Annotated in this window: 18 protein-coding genes; 1 reads left to right on the forward strand and 17 read right to left on the reverse strand. The window is 72.7% G+C overall.

The genetic code is table 11. From position 1 onward, the window contains the following. Window positions 1-33: 33 nt before the first annotated feature. The 4 genes from ACFPL3_RS09450 to ACFPL3_RS09465 are packed head-to-tail and all read right to left on the reverse strand — an operon-like array spanning window position 34 to window position 3,675. A complete protein-coding gene (locus ACFPL3_RS09450) occupies window positions 34-705 on the reverse strand; it encodes an NUDIX hydrolase (RefSeq protein WP_343945731.1) in 672 nt (223 codons plus the stop codon). Between the two features lie 44 nt (window positions 706-749). After that, complete coding sequence (locus ACFPL3_RS09455) at window positions 750-1,757, reverse strand: Gfo/Idh/MocA family protein (RefSeq protein WP_343945730.1); 1,008 nt, start codon at window positions 1,755-1,757, stop codon at window positions 750-752. After that, window positions 1,757-2,533 (reverse strand): SDR family oxidoreductase, encoded by a 777-nt coding sequence (locus ACFPL3_RS09460; protein WP_379588740.1) that lies wholly within the window; start codon window positions 2,531-2,533, stop codon window positions 1,757-1,759. Before ACFPL3_RS09460 ends, ACFPL3_RS09455 begins: the two co-directional genes overlap by 1 nt. Continuing rightward, window positions 2,533-3,675: a phytanoyl-CoA dioxygenase family protein gene (locus ACFPL3_RS09465; RefSeq protein WP_343946259.1), complete on the reverse strand. Its 1,143-nt coding sequence runs from the start codon at window positions 3,673-3,675 to the stop codon at window positions 2,533-2,535. Before ACFPL3_RS09465 ends, ACFPL3_RS09460 begins: the two co-directional genes overlap by 1 nt. 80 nt (window positions 3,676-3,755) lie before the next feature. On the opposite strand from ACFPL3_RS09465, the gene ACFPL3_RS09470 reads away from it, so the two are divergent. Beyond that, the gene (locus ACFPL3_RS09470; protein ID WP_343946258.1) at window positions 3,756-4,745 is read left to right on the forward strand and encodes a LacI family DNA-binding transcriptional regulator; all 990 of its coding nucleotides are present in this window, start codon (window positions 3,756-3,758) and stop codon (window positions 4,743-4,745) included. 56 nt (window positions 4,746-4,801) lie between these two features. Here the strand turns inward: ACFPL3_RS09470 and ACFPL3_RS09475 are convergent, their stop codons facing one another. From ACFPL3_RS09475 to iolC, 13 genes are all read right to left on the reverse strand, one after another. Next, complete coding sequence (locus ACFPL3_RS09475; RefSeq protein WP_343946257.1) at window positions 4,802-4,975, reverse strand: type II toxin-antitoxin system CcdA family antitoxin; 174 nt, start codon at window positions 4,973-4,975, stop codon at window positions 4,802-4,804. Window positions 4,976-5,067: 92 nt separating this feature from the next. Continuing rightward, a complete protein-coding gene (locus tag ACFPL3_RS09480; protein ID WP_343946256.1) occupies window positions 5,068-5,949 on the reverse strand; it encodes a sugar phosphate isomerase/epimerase family protein in 882 nt (293 codons plus the stop codon). Next, window positions 5,946-6,947 carry a Gfo/Idh/MocA family protein gene (locus tag ACFPL3_RS09485; protein WP_343946255.1) on the reverse strand — a complete coding sequence of 334 codons (1,002 nt, stop codon included), beginning with the start codon at window positions 6,945-6,947 and terminating at the stop codon, window positions 5,946-5,948. Before ACFPL3_RS09485 ends, ACFPL3_RS09480 begins: the two co-directional genes overlap by 4 nt. After that, entirely contained in the window at window positions 6,944-7,966 is a 1,023-nt protein-coding gene (locus ACFPL3_RS09490; protein WP_343946254.1) for a Gfo/Idh/MocA family oxidoreductase, read from the reverse strand. Before ACFPL3_RS09490 ends, ACFPL3_RS09485 begins: the two co-directional genes overlap by 4 nt. 15 nt (window positions 7,967-7,981) lie before the next feature. Beyond that, a complete protein-coding gene (locus tag ACFPL3_RS09495; RefSeq protein ID WP_343946253.1) occupies window positions 7,982-8,797 on the reverse strand; it encodes an ATP-binding cassette domain-containing protein in 816 nt (271 codons plus the stop codon). Window positions 8,798-8,802: 5 nt separating this feature from the next. Beyond that, window positions 8,803-9,867 carry an ABC transporter permease gene (locus ACFPL3_RS09500; protein ID WP_343946252.1) on the reverse strand — a complete coding sequence of 355 codons (1,065 nt, stop codon included), beginning with the start codon at window positions 9,865-9,867 and terminating at the stop codon, window positions 8,803-8,805. A gap of 63 nt (window positions 9,868-9,930) precedes the next feature. Beyond that, window positions 9,931-10,923: a substrate-binding domain-containing protein gene (locus ACFPL3_RS09505; protein WP_343946251.1), complete on the reverse strand. Its 993-nt coding sequence runs from the start codon at window positions 10,921-10,923 to the stop codon at window positions 9,931-9,933. 55 nt (window positions 10,924-10,978) lie between these two features. Next, on the reverse strand, window positions 10,979-11,902 hold the full coding sequence (locus ACFPL3_RS09510; protein WP_343946261.1) for a TIM barrel protein: 924 nt from the start codon (window positions 11,900-11,902) through the stop codon (window positions 10,979-10,981). 2 nt (window positions 11,903-11,904) lie between these two features. Then, window positions 11,905-13,401 (reverse strand): CoA-acylating methylmalonate-semialdehyde dehydrogenase, encoded by a 1,497-nt coding sequence (locus tag ACFPL3_RS09515; protein ID WP_343946250.1) that lies wholly within the window; start codon window positions 13,399-13,401, stop codon window positions 11,905-11,907. Beyond that, on the reverse strand, window positions 13,398-15,260 hold the full coding sequence (iolD, locus tag ACFPL3_RS09520) for a 3D-(3,5/4)-trihydroxycyclohexane-1,2-dione acylhydrolase (decyclizing) (protein ID WP_343946249.1): 1,863 nt from the start codon (window positions 15,258-15,260) through the stop codon (window positions 13,398-13,400). Before iolD ends, ACFPL3_RS09515 begins: the two co-directional genes overlap by 4 nt. Further along, window positions 15,257-16,129, reverse strand: a complete 873-nt coding sequence (gene iolB / locus ACFPL3_RS09525) for a 5-deoxy-glucuronate isomerase (RefSeq protein ID WP_343946248.1) — start codon at window positions 16,127-16,129, stop codon at window positions 15,257-15,259. The genes iolD and iolB overlap by 4 nt, the downstream gene beginning before the upstream one ends. Beyond that, complete coding sequence (locus ACFPL3_RS09530) at window positions 16,126-17,001, reverse strand: Cgl0159 family (beta/alpha)8-fold protein (RefSeq protein ID WP_343946247.1); 876 nt, start codon at window positions 16,999-17,001, stop codon at window positions 16,126-16,128. Before ACFPL3_RS09530 ends, iolB begins: the two co-directional genes overlap by 4 nt. Further along, window positions 16,991-17,941, reverse strand: a complete 951-nt coding sequence (gene iolC / locus ACFPL3_RS09535) for a 5-dehydro-2-deoxygluconokinase (protein WP_343946246.1) — start codon at window positions 17,939-17,941, stop codon at window positions 16,991-16,993. Before iolC ends, ACFPL3_RS09530 begins: the two co-directional genes overlap by 11 nt. Window positions 17,942-17,951 lie beyond the last annotated feature (10 nt).

The following is a 17,951-nucleotide window of genomic DNA, read 5'->3' on the forward strand; positions in this document are numbered from 1 at the left end:
TGGGGCGTCGCGTCGCTTGGCCGGGCCGGGGCGTCAGGCCGGGAGCCCGGCGTGGTCCCGCAGCATCGGTGGGTGCAGCGCGGTGGCCGGGCCCCGGCGGAACAGCTGCCCCGGCCGGCCTCGCCCGGAGCTCACCTTCTCCCCGGTCGGCACGAGGAAGCCGGGGGTCGAGGTGACCTTGCGCGAGAAGTTGCGCGGGTCGGGCTCGGTGCTCCACACGGCCTCGTACACCCGACGCAGCTGCGAGATCGTGAACTCGGCAGGGCAGAACGCGGCGGCGAGGGTGGTGTATTCGAGCTTCGCCCGGGCCCGCTCCACGCCGTCGGCGAGGATCCGGGAGTGGTCGAACGCGAGGTCGCCCGCCTTCTCCACGGGCGTCCAGGCGCCCTCGCCGGGTGGCTCGGGGAGGTCGGGAACCAGGGCGAGGTGCCCGACGGTGAGCACCCGGCCGCGCGGGTCGCGGTCGGGTGCGGCGTAGCTCGCGAGCTGCTCCAGGTGGTGGCCCTCGATGGCCAGCCCGATCTCCGCGAGCTCGCGGGAGGCGGCGTCGAGCAGATCCTCGCGGGCCTGCACGAAGCCGCCGGGCAGCGCGGGCTCCCCGGCGAACGGCGGTGCCGTGCGCTCACGCAGCAGCACGCACAGGGCGCCGTCCCGCACCGTCAGCACGACCAGGTCCACCGCCACGGCGAACAGGTTGCCGCGCATCGTCCTCCCCGACTTCTCGTCGGGATGACGTTACCGGATCATGATCACGCCGCCGCACGCACCTCCTCGATCCGCACGGGGCGGTGCTCGCGCCGCGACAGCGTGGCGGCCTCGGCGATGTATGCCACCTCCAGGGCGTCCTCCACGGTGCACGGGCTCGGCCGGGTGCCGGCCACCACCTCCGTGAACGCGGCCAGCTCGGCCCGGAACGCCGCGGCGAGCCGGTCCATGAAGAAGGTGTGCGGCGGGCCTGCCGGGAAGGTGACGCCGGGGTCGAGCGAGCGCAGCGGCAGCCCGTCGTCGAGCCCTGCCGCGGCGGAGTCGGCGGTGCCGTGCAGTTCCAGGCGCACGTCGTAGCCGCGCGGGTTGCCCCGGCTGTTGGAGACCACCCCGAGCGTGCCGTCGTCGAGGGTGAGGATCGCCGCGGCCGTGTGCACGTCCCCGATCCCGGTGAAGAGCGGGTCGCCGCGGTCGGAGCCGGTGGCGTAGACCTCGACGACCTCGCGGCCGGTCACCCAACGGACGGCGTCGAAGTCGTGCACGGCGCAGTCGCGGAAGATGCCGCCGGACCCGGCGAGGTAGGCGGCCGGCGGCGGCGCCGGGTCGAGCGTGGTGGAGCGCACGGTGTGCAGCGCGCCGAGCTCGCCGCTCTCCACGGCCGCGCGCCCGGCCAGAAACGCCGGGTCGAAGCGGCGCGGGTAACCGATCTGCACGGGCACGCCCGAGTCCTGCACCCGCCGCGCCACGGCGACGGCCTCCGCGAGGTCGCGGGCGAGCGGCTTCTCGCAGAACACCGGCAGCCCCGCGTCCACCGCGGCACCCACGAGCTCGGCGTGGGTGTCGGTGGCAGCCGCCACCAGCACGCCGTCGATGCCCGCCGTGAGCAGCTCGGCCACCGAGCCGGCCGGCTGCGCGCCGACCCGCTCGGCCACCTCTTTCGTGAGCGCGGGCACGGCGTCGGTGACCACCAGCGAGTCCATCGCCGCCAGGTCGGTGAGCGTCTGCGCGTGGAAGGCGCCGATCCGGCCGAGCCCGATCAGTCCCAGGCGCATCAGTCCAGCCCTCCGAACACGTTCTGGTCCCAGTCGATCACCGAGCCGGTGACCACGCCGCTGCGGTCCGAGAGCAGGAAGACGACGAAGTCGGCGATCTCGTCCACCTGCCCGAGCCTGCCCATCGGCAGCTTCCGGCCCGCCTCCTCGCGCCAGCCGTCGCCCGCGCCGTGGAAGCGGCGCTGGGTGGCGTCCTCGCCCTCGGTGTCGGTCCAGCCGATGTCGAGACCGTTGATCCGGATCCGGTCGAAGCGGTGGGCGTGGGCGGCGTTGCGGGTGAGCCCGGCCAGCCCGGCCTTGGCCGCGACGTACGCGGCCAGGTAGGGCTGTCCGCCCAGCTCCGACGAGGAGATGATGTTGACGATCGTGCCCGGGCTGCCCCGGCGGAGCATGTCGCGCACCGCCGCCTGCATGAGGAAGAACGGTGCCCGCAGGTTGATCGCGACGTGCTCGTCGAAGAGCTCGGGGGTGGTGTCCACGAGCGTGCCCCGCGACGTCAGCCCGGCCGCGTTGACCAGCGAGTCGACGCGGCCGAACGCCGTCACCGCGGCAGCCACCGATGCCTGCGCCTGCGCCACGTCCGCCACGTCGGTGGGGACGCAGCGCGCGTCGGCGCCGCCCCCGCGCAGCTCCGCGACGAGCTTCTCGCCCGGCTCCGGCCGCCGCCCCGTGACGACGACGGCGGCGCCCTCGCGGGCCGCGGCCCGGGCGACCGCGGCGCCCACGCCCTGCGTGCCGCCGCTGACCAGCACGACGCGCTCCTCCAGGAGGCCCATCACGCGGTCCGGTGCCGGTCGGTGTGCGCGGTGAGCGCCGCCTCGAACTCCTCGGGCGACCAGCCCTCGGCCAGTGCCTGCCGCACCAGGTCGGCCTGGCTGGGCGGGGCGAGCCCGCCGACCGGTGGGTCGCGGTCCAGGTTCGTGGGGAACGGGTAGCCCTCGGCGGCCGCGGCCACGGCGTGCTCGGGCGCCGGGTGGGCGCGCAGCGCGGGGTACACGGCACGGCAGATCCGGTCGCGGTCGACGCTCTCCATCGCCCGCCCGAATGCCGAGGAGACCTGCAGCAGGTTGGCCATCCGACGCACGTCCGCCGACCGGTTCGTCCCCGCGCCGTGGATCACGGCCGGGTTGAAGAACGCGGCGTCGCCGGTGACGAGGGGCAGCTGCACGTGGTGGCGCTCGAAGTGCTCGGCGAACTCGGGGCGGCCCGTGGCGAGGTAGCCGGGCCCGTACTTCTGCGAGTGCGGCAGGTACATGGTGGGTCCCGTCTCCACCGGCATGTCCGTGTGCGCCACCGCGCCCTGCAGCGTGAGCACGGGGGAGAGGGCGTGCACGTGCGCCGGGAACTGCTCGATGCGCGCGGGTGGCAGGAACCCCAGGTGGTAGTCGCGGTGCCCGACCTGGGCGGCCCCGCCCGGGTTCACGACGTTCACCTGCGAGGTCACCTGGTAGCCCGGGCCCAGCCAGGCCGTGGACACGAGGGCGAGCACGGGGTTGGCGTAGTACTCGACGAAGACGTCCGGCGCGTGCACGGCGAGCTTCTCCAGCGCGTTCCAGACACGGTCGTTCGCCCCGGGCTTCGCGAAGTGGTCCCCTGCCACCGCCCCGCTCGCGCGCTGCGCGGCGATCATCTCCTCGAACGCCGCCGTGGCGCGGTGCACCACGGAGGGGTCGGGGTACGCCCCGCGCACCACGACCACACCGGGGCCGTCGGAGAAGGCGCGCACGAGCTCGTCCCGTGCCGCGTCGGCCGGGGCGTCGCGCAGGCGGCCGGCGTCGTAGACGAGCACTTCGGAGACGACCTCGGTGGCGATCGGGTACGCGCGCGGATCGGTGCGATCGGCGAGCACGGCCAGGAGGTCCTCGAGGCGGCAGGTGGCCTCGGTCCAGCGGGTGTCGGGTGCGTGCGTCGTTGCCATGGCGGCTCCCGAAGGGTTTAAAGCGCTTTAGCCGTGCGGCTACGATCCCCGGGTCGTCGAGGGCTGTCAAGGGGGTGGACGTGCACCGCAGACCCCGGCTGGAGGACGTCGCCGCCGAGGCGGGCGTCTCCACCGCGTCGGTCTCGCTCGTCCTGCGTGACGTGCCCGGACCCAGCGCCCACACCCGCGAGCGCGTGCTCGCGGCCGCCGAGCGCCTCGGCTACCGGGCCGATCGCACCGCGAGCCTCCTCGCCCGGCGCCGCACCCGGCTGCTCGGCGTCCCGGTGCTCCTGCGCGACGCGTTCCGCACCGAGATGGCCGAGGAGGTGCAGGTGGCGGCCGACGAGCGCGGGTACGCCGTGGCGCTCAGCGCGATCACCCCCGTGTCCGACGAGGCCCGCGTGGTGGATGCCCTGCTCGACATGCGTTGCGAGGCCGTGCTGCTGGTCGCCCCCGAGATGCCGGTGGCCGACCTTGCCGCGCTCGGGGCGCGGGCCCCGGTCGTCGTGGTGTCGCGGCACGTCGCACCCGACGGCTTCGACGTCGTGCGGGTGGCCGACGAGGCGGGCGTCGGCGAGTCCGTCGACCACCTCGTGGGCCTCGGGCACCGGCGGATCGTCCACGTCGACGGGGGCGAGGCGGCCATGGCGGCCGACCGCCGGGCCGGCTTCCTCGACGCCCTGCGCCGCCACGGCCTCGACGGCCGCGTCCTGCCCGGCGGCCCGGTGGAGGCGGCGGGTGCGGCCGCGGCGCGGGTGCTGCTGGCCGAGCCGGACCTCCCGACGGCCGTGATCGCGGCCAACGACCGGTGCGCCATCGGCCTCCTCGACGTCTTCCTCCGCGCGGGCGTGCGGGTGCCCGAGGACGTGTCGGTGATCGGCTACGACGACGGCGAGCTGGCCCGCCTCGCCCACATCGACCTCACGACGGTGAGCCAGGAGGCCGCCGAACAGGCCCGGCAGGCCGTCACGGCTGCGGTGGAGCGACTGGACGGGGACCGCACCGACCCGGTGGAGGTGGTGCTGACTCCGCACCTGGTGGTCCGGGGGACCACGGCCCCGCCCCGCTGATGCGTACGAACGGCACCCCCGTACCGCTCTATCGGACGGGAGTGCCGTTCGTACGGCTATGCGTCGGGGCCCTCGAGTTCTTCTGCGGGCTGCACCGGGCGTCGCCGCTGTTCACGGGTGTGCTCGGCGATCGCCGCCTCGACGGCGGCGTGCACCGCGGCCGGGGAGACGTTCGGGTCGACCCGGCGGGCGGCCGCCAGCGACCGCGAGGACACAGAAATATTGATCATTGGGATGACCCCCCTCGGAGCCTCGGTGTCGACCGCTCTGCGGACTATCGTCCCAGCGGCCCTGAGTGTGTCGCTCGGAGGTGAGTCCTGCGTCACTCCGTTGGGGCGCCGAGTAGCTCGCGTAGCGCGGTGACGGAGCTTCGCACGTCGGTGAGCGGGCCCTCTCCGCGGGGTTCCTCGGTGAGGATCGTGTCCTGTTCGAGCACGTACCAGCCGGGGTAGCCGTCGCCGCGCAGGTGCTCGACGATCGCGGCGAAGTCGACGTCGCCTTGCCCGACGGGGCGGTAGATGCCCTTGCGGACGGCCTCGGTGTAGGTGCGCCGCCCGGACTGCACCTGGCGGGCGAGGCCGAGGTCGACGTCCTTGACGTGGGTGTGCGCGATCCGGTGCGGCGCCTGGCGGGTGAGCTCGGCCGGGTCGGTGCCTCCGATGAGGAGGTGGCCGGTGTCGAGGCAGAGGGAGATCGAGGAGCCGTCGAGCACGCGCTGCACCTCCTCGCCGTTCTCGACCATCGTGCCGACGTGCGGGTGCAGGACGGCCTTCACGCCGTGCTCGGCGGCGAGGGCGTCGAGGCGGTCGAGGTTGCCGAGCAGCACGCGCCATCCCCTGGCGTCCAGGTCGGGGCGCGCGTCGTACCCGTCGAGGCCGGTGACGGCGGAGAGCACGAGCACGTCGGAGCCCGTGGCGGCGTAGGTCGGGAGGAGCTTCTCGACCTCGGGCACCGGGTCCCGGCCGGGCACGTGCAGCAGCAGCGGCGTGAAGCCGCCGATGGCCTGCAGGTCGTGGCGGGCCAGCACGTCGGTCATGGCGCCCGAGTCTGACGGCAGGAACCCGTCGGGACCGAGCTCGGTGGCGGCGAGGCCGACGGCGTGCATCTCGGCGAGCACCCGCGACGGCGGCAGCTGGAAGCCCCAGCCGGGCACCTCGCACACCCCCCAGGAGATCGGGGCTCCGGCGATCCGGTGGGTGCTCATGGGGTCACTCCCTGGTTGACGGCGACGGGGCGGCCGGTGCGCCACGACTCGTCGGCGGCCACGGCGAGGTCGAACGCGGCCAGCGCGTCGCGGCCGGTGACGCGCGGCGCGGCGCCGGTGCGGACGCAGTCGGCGAACGCGTCGAGCTCGGCGGCGTAGGCGTAGGGGTAGCGCTCCTCGAAGTCGTGCACGAGGTCGCGGGTGGCCGCGCCGGGCGTGCGCCACTCGAGGCCGTGGCGGTGCGGGTTGTCGATCCGCGCGGTGGCCAGGGTGCCCATCACCTCGGTGGAGCACTCGTAGCCGTAGCGGGCGCCGCGGCTGTTGTCGATCACGCCGAGCGCGCCGTTCGCGAAGCGCAGCACCACCACGGCGGTGTCGATGTCGCCGAGCTCGGCGAACGCGGGGTCCGACGCGGTGCCGTGCGCGCTGACCTCGACGACCTCGCCGACGAGCCAGCGCGCGACGTCCAGGTCGTGCACGGTGACGTCGACGAAGAAGCCGCCGGAGCCCGCGAGGTAGGACGGGTCGGGTGGGTTCATGTCCCGCAGCGACGTGCGGAAGAGGGTGACCTCGCCCAGCTCGCCCGCGGCGATCCGCTCGGCCGCTGCCACCCAGTCCGGGTCGAACCGACGGTGGAAACCGACCTGGAACGGCACCGCCGCGGCCTCGACGGCTTCGAGCGTGGCCACGGTGGCAGCGCGGTCGAGCGAGACCGGCTTCTCGCAGAACACCGGCGTGCCCGCCTTGGCGGCGGCCACGGACAGCTCGGCGTGGGTGCCGGTCGGGGTGGCGATCGCCACGGCCTCGCTGCGTTCGAGCAGCTCGTCGAAGCTCGCTGCCGCCGGCACGTCCAGCTGCGCTGCGAGCGCGGCGGCGCGGTCGCCGTCGGCGTCGTACACGCAGGCGAGGCCGGCGCGCGCGCAGCGGGAGACGAGGTCGGCCGCGTGGATGCGGCCCATCCGCCCGATGCCCGCGACGCCGATGCCCAGCTTCTTCACGCCACCGGCTCCTTCGCGTAGAGGTCGGGCCGCTCCCGCAGGACGATCTCCTCGCGCCTGCCGCTGTGCAGGGCCGCGAGGCCGGTCTCGCACGCGACGGTGGCCGCGTACCCGTCCCACGCGCTCGGGCCGGTGGTGCCGCCTGCCGAGACGGCGTCGACCCAGGCCTGCAGCTCCAGGTCGAAGGCGGCGGCGAAGCGTTCCTTCCAGTGCGCGGGCACGCGCCCGGCGTAGCGGCCCGCGTGCTTCACGACGGCGCCCGCGCTCTCGGACAGCTCGACGGTGCCGTCCTCGCAGACGACCTCGCCGCGGATGTCGTAGCCGAAGCCCGCGTTGACCATCGCCTCGACGTCGACGAGCACGCCGCCGCGCATCTCCAGGACCACGAGCAGCGGGTCGTGGAAGCCCGGTTTCGCCTTGCGGCTCACGCGCCCCTTCAGGACGGTGACGGCGGCGATCTCGTCGTCGAACATCCACCGGGCCACGTCGATGTCGTGCACGGTGCTGTCGTTGATCGTCATGTCGCTGGTGAAGAAGTCCGGCACCGACGGGTTGCGGTGCGCCGCGTGCATGAGCAGCGGCGCCCCGATCTCCCCGCCGGTGACCACGGCCTTCATCTCCCGGTACTGCGGGTCGAACCGGCGCATGAACCCCACCTGCACGAGCCGCCGCCCCGCCGCGACCTCGGCGTCCACGATCCGGTCGCACGCCTCGCGGGTGGTGGCGAGCGGCTTCTCGCAGAACACCTGCTTGCCCGCGGCGATCGCGGCGAGCACGTACTCCTCGTGCGTCGGGCCCCACGACGTGACGACGACGGCGTCGACTCCCGGGTCCTCGATCAGGTCCTGCCCGGTGTGGTGCACGACGGCGCCCGGGACCCCGTCGGCGACCGAGCGGGCGCGGGCGGGGTCCACGTCGGTGACCGCGGCGACCCGGGCGCCCGAGAGCACCGAGGTGAGCCGCCTGATGTGGTCCTGTCCGATCATGCCGGTGCCGATGACGCCGACGTTGAGTGCCACGAATGGGGTCCCTTCTCAGCGCTTGAGCTCGTGGGACAGCTCGGTGAGCTCCTGCCCACCCGCCATCTCGGCCGTGAGCTCCTCGAGGGAGACCTCGGCCCGCTTCCTGTCCAGCACCCGGCGGCCCAGCTTCAGGATCACGAAGTGGTCGCCCACCAGGTACGCGTGGTGCGGGTTGTGCGTGATGAACACGACGCCCAGCCCGGCGTCGCGGGCCGCCGCGGTGTACTTGAGCACCACGCCCGACTGCTTGACGCCCAGCGCGGCCGTGGGCTCGTCGAGGATGAGCACGCGCGCCCCGAAGTACACCGCCCGGGCGATCGCCACGCACTGGCGCTGCCCGCCGGACAGCGTGCCGATGGGCTGGTTGATGTCCTTGACGACGATGCCCATCTTGCGCAGCTCGGCGTCGGCGATCTCCCGCATGCCCTTGATGTCCAGCGGGGCCAGCGGGTAGTTCCCCTTGCGGATCTCCGATCCGAGGAAGAAGTTGCGCCAGACCTCCATCAGGCCGACCACCGCGAGGTCCTGGTAGACGGTGGCGATGCCGTGGTCGAGCGCCTCGCGCGGCGAGCTGAAGTGCACCTTTTGGCCGTCCACCTTGAGCGTGCCCTCGGTGTGCGGGTGCAGCCCGGAGATGATCTTTATCAGGGTGGACTTGCCCGCGCCGTTGTCGCCGAGCACGCAGGCCACCTCGCCGGCGTTGACGGTGAGGTCGATGCCCTCCAGGGCCCGGATGGCGCCGTAGAGCTTCCCGACGGCCTGCATCTCGACGAGCGGTGTGCCGACCTTCAGGTCCCGGTCGGCGTGCTCCACGATCGTGTCGGTCATGGCGCTCAGCTCCTGCGGTTGAGGGCGTAGTTCTTGACGTAGAGGTTGAGCAGGACCGCGAGCAGGAGCATCGCGCCGAGGAAGAACTTGAACCAGTTGGGGTCCCAGCCGGCGAAGACGATGCCCTGGGTGGTCATGCCGAAGATGAAGGCGCCGACCGCGGCGCCGATCGCCGAGCCGTACCCGCCGGTGAGCAGGCAGCCGCCGACCACCGCCGCGATGATGTAGAGGAACTCGTTGCCGACGCCCTGCCCGGACTGCACGGTGTTGAACGCGAAGAGGATGTGCATCCCGTAGAACCAGCACACGAACGCCACGCCCATGAACAGACCGATCTTCACCTTGTCGACCGGCACACCGACCGCGCGGGCGCTGGCCGCGTTGCCGCCGACGGCGAAGATCCAGTTGCCGACGCGGGTGCGCAGCAGGATCCACGTCGCGAGCGCCACGAAGAAGATCCACCACAGCACGGTGACCCGGATGGTCACCCCGCCCACCGCGAACTCGGAGGCGAAGATCGCCCGCGCGGAGGCGAACCCGTCCATGTCGGCCACGTTCTGGGTGGCCACGGTGCCGGTGACGAGCTTGGTGACGCCGAGGTTGATGCCCGCCAACATGAAGAACGTGCTCAGCGTGATCAGGAAGCTCGGGATGCCCGTCTTCACCACCAGGTAGCCGTTCCAGAACCCGATCGCGAGCATCACGACCAGGCTGACGAACACCCCGACCCACAGGTTCGCGCTGAACTGGTAGCTCAGCATCGACGCGGTGAGCGCGCCGGTCACCACCGACACGCCTGCCGACAGGTCGAACTCACCGCCGATCATCAGCAGGGAGACCCCGACGGCGATGATGCCGATCGAGGAGCTCGCGTAGAGCACGGTGGACAGCGCCGGGAGCGTCCGGAACGGCTCGGCGAGCACGAAGAAGAAGATGAAGATCGCGATCGCCGCCGCGAACGACCCGACCTCCGGGCGGGTGAGCACCTTCGACAGCAGCGACTTCTGGGGACGTTCGAACTCGGCCGCCGGTGTGGGCGGGGACGGCTGGGTCGCAACGGGTGAACTCATGGCCCGCTCCAGGGAGGGTCAGGTGGACCCGGGGGGAGCCCGGCGGGCTCCCCCCGGAGGGGTTCAGCGCGTGTTGTTCTGCGCGTAGCCGACGATCTGCTCGATGTTGGTCGAGTCGACGAAGGACGGGCCGGTGAGCACCGGGCCACCGCCGCCGAGGTCGTTGCCGTTGGTGAGGTTCAGCCACAGCGACGCCACGGCCATGTAGCCCTGCACGTAGGGCTGCTGGTCGACGGCGAACATGATCCGGCCTTCCTGGATCGCCTTCGCCGCGTCGACGTTCAGGTCGAACGTCGCCACCTTCGCCTGGCTCCCCGCGTCACCCACCGACTCGAGCGCGGTGAGGGCGAACGGAGCGCCGAGCGCGATGATGTGCGTGATCGACGGGTCCTCCTGCAGCTTCGCGCCGATCGTCGACCGCACCGACGGCAGGTCGGTGCCCTGCACGTAGAGGTTCTCGGTGTTCGGGAAGCTCGACTGCACGCCTGCGCAGCGGGCCTCGAGCGCCACGTGCCCCTGCTCCTGCACGACGCAGATCACCTTCTGGGCGCCGTCCTGGGCGAGGCGCTCCCCGGCGGCCTGGCCGGCGAGGGTCTCGTCCGACCCGAAGTACATCTTCGCGCCGAACCGCTCGTAGTCGTCCTTGCCCGCGTTGAACGCCACCACCGGGATGCCGCGGTCGGCGGCCGCCTTCGCCGCCGGACCGACCTGCTCGAGCTGGGCGAGCGTCACGGCGAGCCCGTCGACCTGGCTGTCGATGGCGTTCTGCACCAGGGTGGCCTGCTCGGGCGCCTGGGCGCCGTTCGAGTACTTCAGCTCGACGTTGTGCGCGCGTGCCGCGTCCTCCGCGCCGGCCCGGATCCGGTCCCAGAACGTGTCACCCGGTTGCTCGTGGGTGACCATGGCGATCGTGTAGCGCTCGCCGCCGACGTTGCCACCGGCGGCCTCGCCGCCGCCCTGTTCCTGCTGTGCGCCACCCTGGCTGCTGCACGCGGCCAGCGCGACGCCGAGCGCCGCGGCCACCGCCAGCACACGCATCGTCTTCCTGGTACTCATCGTTGAGCTTCCTTCCAGTGCGACAGCCGGCCCGCAGGGGCGGGCTGGGGATGGGTCAATAGGGCCACCGGCGCACGGGCCCGAGCCCGCAGCCCCGGAAGTAGCCGGCCGTGCGGGCGCCGATGGGCAGCGGGATGTGCGGCTCCACCGGGTACAGGTCCTGTTCGACCACGGTGAACAGGTCGACGTCCAGCCGGGCGAGCGCGTCGAGCAGCGGCGGCATGTCGGGCTCGCCGTACGGGGGCTCGACCATCACGCCGAGGGGCACGGCCTCGGCGAACGAGAGCTTCTCGGCCCGCACCCGCTCGCGCACCGCCGGGTCGACCTGCTTGAGGTGCACGTAGCGGACCCGCTCGCCGAACCGCTCGACGATCGCGGTGTTGTCCCCGCCGCAGTAGGAGATGTGCCCGGTGTCCAGGCACAGGTTCACGTAGCGCGGGTCGGTGTCGGTGAGGAACCGCTCCACCCGCTCCTGGGTGTCGACGTGCGTGTCGGCGTGCGGGTGGAAGACCAGGTCGACGCCGAACTCCTCCTGCAGGATCTTCCCCAGCCGGTCGTAGCCGGTGGTGAGGTTCTTCCACTGCTCCGGGTCGAGGTCGCCGGGCTGCACGGTGCTGCCCGTGTGCATGTCCGTGTACTGCTCGGGGAGCAGCACGAGGTGGCGGGCGCCGAGGGCGGTGAGCAGCCGGGACTCCTTGCCGCACGCCTCGACCGCGTCCTCGAGCGCCTCGGAGCCGCGGTGCAGGCCCGCGAAGATCGTGCCGCCGCAGACCCGTAGACCGCGGGCGTCGAGCTCGTCGCGCAGCCGCGCCGGGTCCTGCGGCAGGAAGCCGGACGGGCCGAGCTCCGTCCACAGGTAGCCGGCCTGCGCGATCTCGTCCAGGTACTGCTGCCAGCCCACCTGGTGCGGGTCGGACGGGAACCACACCCCCCAGGAGTCGGGGGCGGTGCCCAGGGTGAGCTTCTCCAGGCCGGCCATGGTCACGTCGCCGTGGGGAAGTGGTAGCTGGCGCCGGTGGCGTGCTCCACGTGCGGCCACCGCGACGTCACGACCTTGGCGCGCGTGTAGAACGACACGCCCTCCGGGCCGTGGATGTGCTTGTCGCCGAACAGCGAGTCCTTCCACCCGCCGAACGAGTAGTAGGCCATCGGCACCGGGATCGGCACGTTGATCCCGATCATCCCGACGTTCACGCCGCGCTGGAACCGCCGCGCCGCCTCGCCGGACGAGGTGAAGATCGCGGTGCCGTTGCCGTACGGGTTGGCGTTGATCAGGGCGATCGCGGCGTCGACGTCGTCGGCGCGCACCACCGACAGCACCGGGCCGAAGACCTCCTCGCGGTAGACGTCCATCCCGGGCGTCACGCGGTCGATCACCGTGGGGCCCATGAAGAAGCCGTTCTCGTGGCCGGGCACGGTGAGCCCACGCCCGTCGACGGCCAGCTCGGCGCCCTGCTCGGCACCGCTGCCGATCAGCCCGGCGATCCGCTCCTTGGCCGCTGCGGTGACCACCGGGCCCATCTCGCTGTCGGGCTCGCGGCCCGGGCCGACCTTCACCGCGCGGGCCTTCTCGCTCACGGCGGCGACGAGCTCGTCGGCCGCACCGCCGACGGCCACGGTGGCCGAGATCGCCATGCAGCGCTCACCCGCCGACCCGAACGCGGCCGCCACCAGGTGGTCGGAGGCGTAGTCGATCGGCGCGTCCGGGAGCACGACGGCGTGGTTCTTGGCCCCGCCCAGCGCCTGCACGCGCTTGCCGTTCACCGTGCCGCGCTCGTGGATGTACCGCGCGATCGGAGTGGACCCCACGAACGACACCGCCGCCACGTCCGGGTGGTCGAGCAGCGCGTCGACGGCCTCCTTGTCGCCGTGCACCACGTTGAACACGCCGTCGGGCAGTCCCGCCTCGGCCCAGAGCTCGGCCACCAGCTGCGACGCGCTCGGGTCGCGCTCGCTCGGCTTGAGCACGAACGTGTTGCCGCAGGCGATCGCCACCGGGTGCATCCACATCGGCACCATGGCCGGGAAGTTGAACGGCGTGATGCCGGCGCAGACGCCCAGCGGCGCGCGGAACGAGAACAGGTCGACCCCGGTGGACACCTGGTCGGAGTACTCGCCCTTGAGCAGCGTCGGGATCCCGCAGGCGAACTCGATCACCTCGAGGCCACGCTGCACCTCGCCGCGGGCGTCCGACACGACCTTGCCGTGCTCGTCGGAGATGATCTCGGCGAGGTCCTGGATGCGGGAGTTCACCAGCTCCCGGAAGTTGAACAGGATCTTCGTGCGCTGTGAGAGCGACGACTGCGACCAGCCCGGGAACGCCGCGGCGGCGGCCTGCACGGCCGCGTCGACGTCGGCGCGGTTGGCGAGCAGCACCTCGGCCTGCTGCTCGCCGGTGGCCGGGTTCCAGACCGGTCCCGTGCGGGTGGACTCGCCGGTGGCGGGTTTGCCGCCGATCCAGTGCGTGACGGTCCTCATCGGGGGGTGCCTCCGATCAGCGGGCGCTGGTTCGCCTTCTGGGCCTCGTAGGTCTTGCGGGCTGCGGTGGTGGTGTCGAGCTGGGAGACCTCGGCCACCGGCACGTCCCACCAGTTCTCCGAGTCGGGCGTGGGGGCGAGCGGGTCGGTCTCCACGTGGATCGCGGTGGTGCGTTCGGACGCCCGGGAGCGCGCGATCGCCGCCCGGAACTCCTCGATGGTCCGCACCCGCATGACCTCGGCGCCGAGGCTCTCGGCGTTGGCGGCGAGGTCGACCGGCAGCGTGGCGCCGTCGAGCAGGCCGGTGGCGGGATCGCGGTAGCGGTACGCCGTGCCGAAGCGCTGCGAGCCCACCGACTCCGACAGCGCCCCGATCGAGGCGAACCCGTGGTTCTGCACGATCACGAGGTTGAGCTTGATCCCCTCGGACACCGCGGTGACGATCTCGCTCGCCATCATCAGGTACGAACCGTCGCCGACCAGGGCGAACACCTCGCGGTCGGGCGCCGCCATCTTGACGCCCAGCGCCCCGGCGATCTCGTAGCCCATGCAGGAGTAGGCGTACTCCACGTGGTACTGCTTCGCGTCGCGGGCGCGCCACAGCATCTGCAGGTCGCCGGGCATCGACCCGGCCGCCTGCACCACGACGTCGGTGGGTGCCATCTCCTCGTTGAGGGCGCCGAGCACCTCGGTCTGCGCCGGGAGCGGCTGGTTGCCGAGGTGGAAGGCTTCGTCCACCGTGCGGTTCCACGCGCTGACGTCCCAGGTGGAGGAGCACCGGTAGCCGGCGAGGGCCTCGGTGAGGGCGTCCAGCCCGGCGCGGGCGTCGGCCACGAGCATCTCGCCCGCGTGCTTGGCCGCGTCGAACGCGGCCACGTTGAGGTTCACGAACCGCACGTCCGGGTGCTGGAACGCGGTGCGCGAGGCGGTGGTGAAGTCGCTGTAGCGGGTGCCGACGCCGATCACGACGTCCGCCTCGCGGGCAAGCTTGTTCGCCACCGGTGACCCGGTGGAGCCGACGCCGCCGACGGCCTGCGGGTGGTCCCACAGCAGAGCGCCCTTGCCCGCCTGGGTGTCCCCGACGGGGATGCCCGTGGCCTCGGCGAGCCGCCGCAGGGCCTCGGTGGCCTCGCTGTAGTGCACGCCGCCGCCCGCCACCACGAGTGGGCGCTGCGCGGAGCGGATCAGCTCGGCGGCCCGGGCCAGCGCGGCGGGCTCGGGCACCGGGCGGGGGATGTGCCACACCCGCGGCGCGAACAGCTCGTCGGGCCAGTCGTACGCCTCGGCCTGCACGTCCTGCGGCAGCGCGATCGTGACGGCCCCGGTCTCGGCCGGGTCGGTGAGCACGCGCATCGCGCCCAGCAGCGCCGAGGGCAGCTGCTCGGGCCGCCACACCCGGTCGAAGAACCGCGAGACCGGCCGGAACGCGTCGTTGACCGAGATGTCGTGGGTGCGGGGGTCCTCCAGCTCCTGCAGCACCGGATTCGCCACACGGGTGGCGAACACGTCCGACGGGAGCAGGAGCACCGGGATCCGGTTGGTGGTCGCGAGCGCGGCCCCGGTGACCATGTTCGTGGAACCAGGGCCGATCGATGCGGTGCAGGCCATCGCCTGGAGGCGGTTGCACATCCGCGCGTAGCCGACGGCCGTGTGCACCATGCCCTGCTCGTTGCGAGCCAGGTGGTAGGGCAGGTCGACGCCGGTGCGGGTGGCCTCCAGCAGCGCCTGCCCGAGCCCGGCCACGTTGCCGTGCCCGAAGATGCCGAAGCACCCCGGCACGAGCCGGTGCTGCTCTCCGTCGCGCTCGCTGTACTGGTTCGCGAGGAACCGCACGACGGCCTGGGCCACGGTCAGCTTCACTGCTGCTTCTCCTCCGTCGTGGTGAGCGGGAGGCGCGGATCGACCTCCTGGTCGTCCCAGGTGCCGCGCACCCAGGCGTGCGCCGGGTCGTCGCAGATCAGCCACGCCCGGTCCGGGCTCGGGCCGGCCATGACGTTGAGGTAGTAGAGGTCGTAGCCCGGCGTGGCCATCGACGGGCCGTGCCAGCCGTAGGGGATGAGCACGGTGTCGCCGGTGCGCACCTCCGCGCACACGTCGATCTCCCGGCCCGGCCCCGAGGTGTAGACGCGCTGGTAGGCGGGGCCGTCGCGGTCGACCTCGAAGTAGTAGACCTCCTCGAGCTGCGCCTCGCCCTCGCGCTCCTCGTCGTGCTTGTGCGGCGGGAAGGACGACCAGTTCGCCCCGGGCGTGAGCACCTCCACGGCGATCAGCTTGTCGGCGTCGAAGGTCTGCGGGTTGCAGAAGTTGTTGACCTGCCGGCTGGCCTGTCCCGCGCCGCGCAACTCCACCGCGACGCCCTCCGCCGGGCCGTACCGAGCGGGGAGCTTGCGGGTGGCCTTTGCGCCGGGCAGCGCGAACCGGCCGCCGTCGCGGGAGACGACCATCACGTGCGTGTCGATCGGGAGATAGGCGAAGTCGGTCACCCGGGTGAACACGCTGCGCCGGCCGACCAGCTCGATCTTCTGCCCCTCGCAGAACACCTGGACCCCACCGGACAGCGGCAGCAGGACCATCTCGTCCGCCCCGGTGTCGAACTCCGCCGATCCGCCGGCCGGCAGCTCGAGCATGCGCAGGCTGCTGTACTCCCAGCCCGCTGTCTTGGGCGTGATGACCAGGGAGAACGGCTCCTCGGCCGACTCGCCCTCCCGCACGATGAACCGCTCGTTCACAGCAGCCCCACCGCCGTGTCGACCGCTGCCGCCACGTCGTCGCCCGGCGGGTAGAGCAGCGACCGGCCGATCACCAGGCCCTTCACCGTGGGCAGAGCCAGCGCCTTGCTCCAGCTGGCGAACGCCGCGTCCTGGTCCTCGGTCACCTCCCCGCCGAGGATCAACGCGGGCAGGGTGGTGGCGGCCATCGCACGCTCCATCTCGTCGACGATCGGGACCTTCAGCCAGGTGTGGGCGGACGTGGTGCCGAGGCCCGCCGCCACCGTGGAGGCGCGGATCATGGCCTCCGGCGTGAGCTCGTTGCGCACGCGGCCGTCCACGCGGTGGGAGATGAACGGCTCGACCATCGCCATCAGCCGGTGGCCCGCGAGCTCGCCGACCGCCCGCGCGCACGCCTCGAGCGTGGCCGCCGTGGCCCGGTCCTCCGGGTCGATGCGGACCAGCATCTTGCCGCCCTCGTACCCGGCGGCGGCGATGTTCGCGGCGTCGAACGCGGTGAACCGGTCGTCGATCTCGAACGCGGTGCCGGCCAGGCCGCCGCGGTTCATCGAGCCGACCACGACCTTCCCGTCGAGCGCACCGAGCAGCAGCAGGTCCTCGATCACGTCCGGGGTGCCGAGCACCCCGTTGACGCCGGGCCGCGACAGCGCGAGGCACAGCCGGTCCAGCAGGTCCCCGCGGTCGGCCATCGCGAGTGACCGCTCACCCGCCCGCAGCGCACCCCGGGCCGGGTGGTCGGCGGCGATCATCATCAGCCTGCCGTGCTCACCCAGCAGGGAGCCGGGCCTGCGGCGGCGCCGCGCGGCCTCGGCCACCGCCTCCGGGCGGTGCACCCGCAGCTCCACGAGCTCCTGCAACCGGTCAGCCTGCACCGACGGCCTCCCCGAGCACGGCCTCGACCTCCTCGGTCGTGGGCATCGCCTCCGCGCAGGCCAGCCGGCCCGCGACGATCGCGCCCGCGGCGTTGCAGAACCGCATGGAGCGCTCCAGGTCCCATCCCGAGAGCAGCGCGTGGCAGAGCGCACCGCCGAAGGCGTCGCCCGCACCGAGCCCGTTGACCACCTCGACGGGCACCGGGGGCACCACCACCTGCGTGGTGCCGTCGGAGGCGAGGACGCCTGCAGGCCCCTGCTTCACCACCGCCAGCTGCACACCCGCGGCGTGCAGCGCCTCCGCCGCGGCGTAGGGCTCCCGCGTGCCGACCGCCGTCTCGCACTCGTCGAGGTTGCCGACGGCCACCGTGGCGTGCGGCAGCGCCTCCCGGTACCAGCTGCGCGCCTCATCGCGGGAGGGCCAGAACATCGGGCGGTAGTCGAGGTCGAAGACCGTGATCCCCGCCTTCGCCCTGGCCCGCAGGGCGGCGAGCGTGGCCTCGCGGCTCGGATCCTGCGACAGCCCCGTGCCCGTCACCCAGAAGATGCCCGCCCCGCGCACGGCGTCCATGTCCAGCTCGTCGGTGTGGATCTCCAGGTCGGGTGCCTTCGGGAAGCGGTAGAAGTACAGCGGGAAGTCGTCGGGCGGGAAGATCTCGCAGAACGTCACCGGCGTCGGCAGGTGCGGCACCGGCGTGACGTACCGGTCGTCCACGCCGAAGCCCTGCAGTGCGTCGTGGATGAACTCGCCGAACGGGTCCTGCCCGGTGCGGCTGATCACCGCGCTGCGCCGGCCGTGCCGGGCCGCTGCCACCGCCACGTTCGTGGCACTGCCGCCGAGGTACTTGCCGAACGTCTGCACCTCGCGCAGCGACACCCCGGTCTGCAGCGGGTACACGTCCACCCCGATGCGACCCATGGTGAGGACCTCGTGCGCCATGTGCCTCCCC

The organism is Pseudonocardia zijingensis, assembly GCF_042657305.1.
GTDB lineage: Bacteria > Actinomycetota > Actinomycetes > Mycobacteriales > Pseudonocardiaceae > Pseudonocardia > Pseudonocardia zijingensis.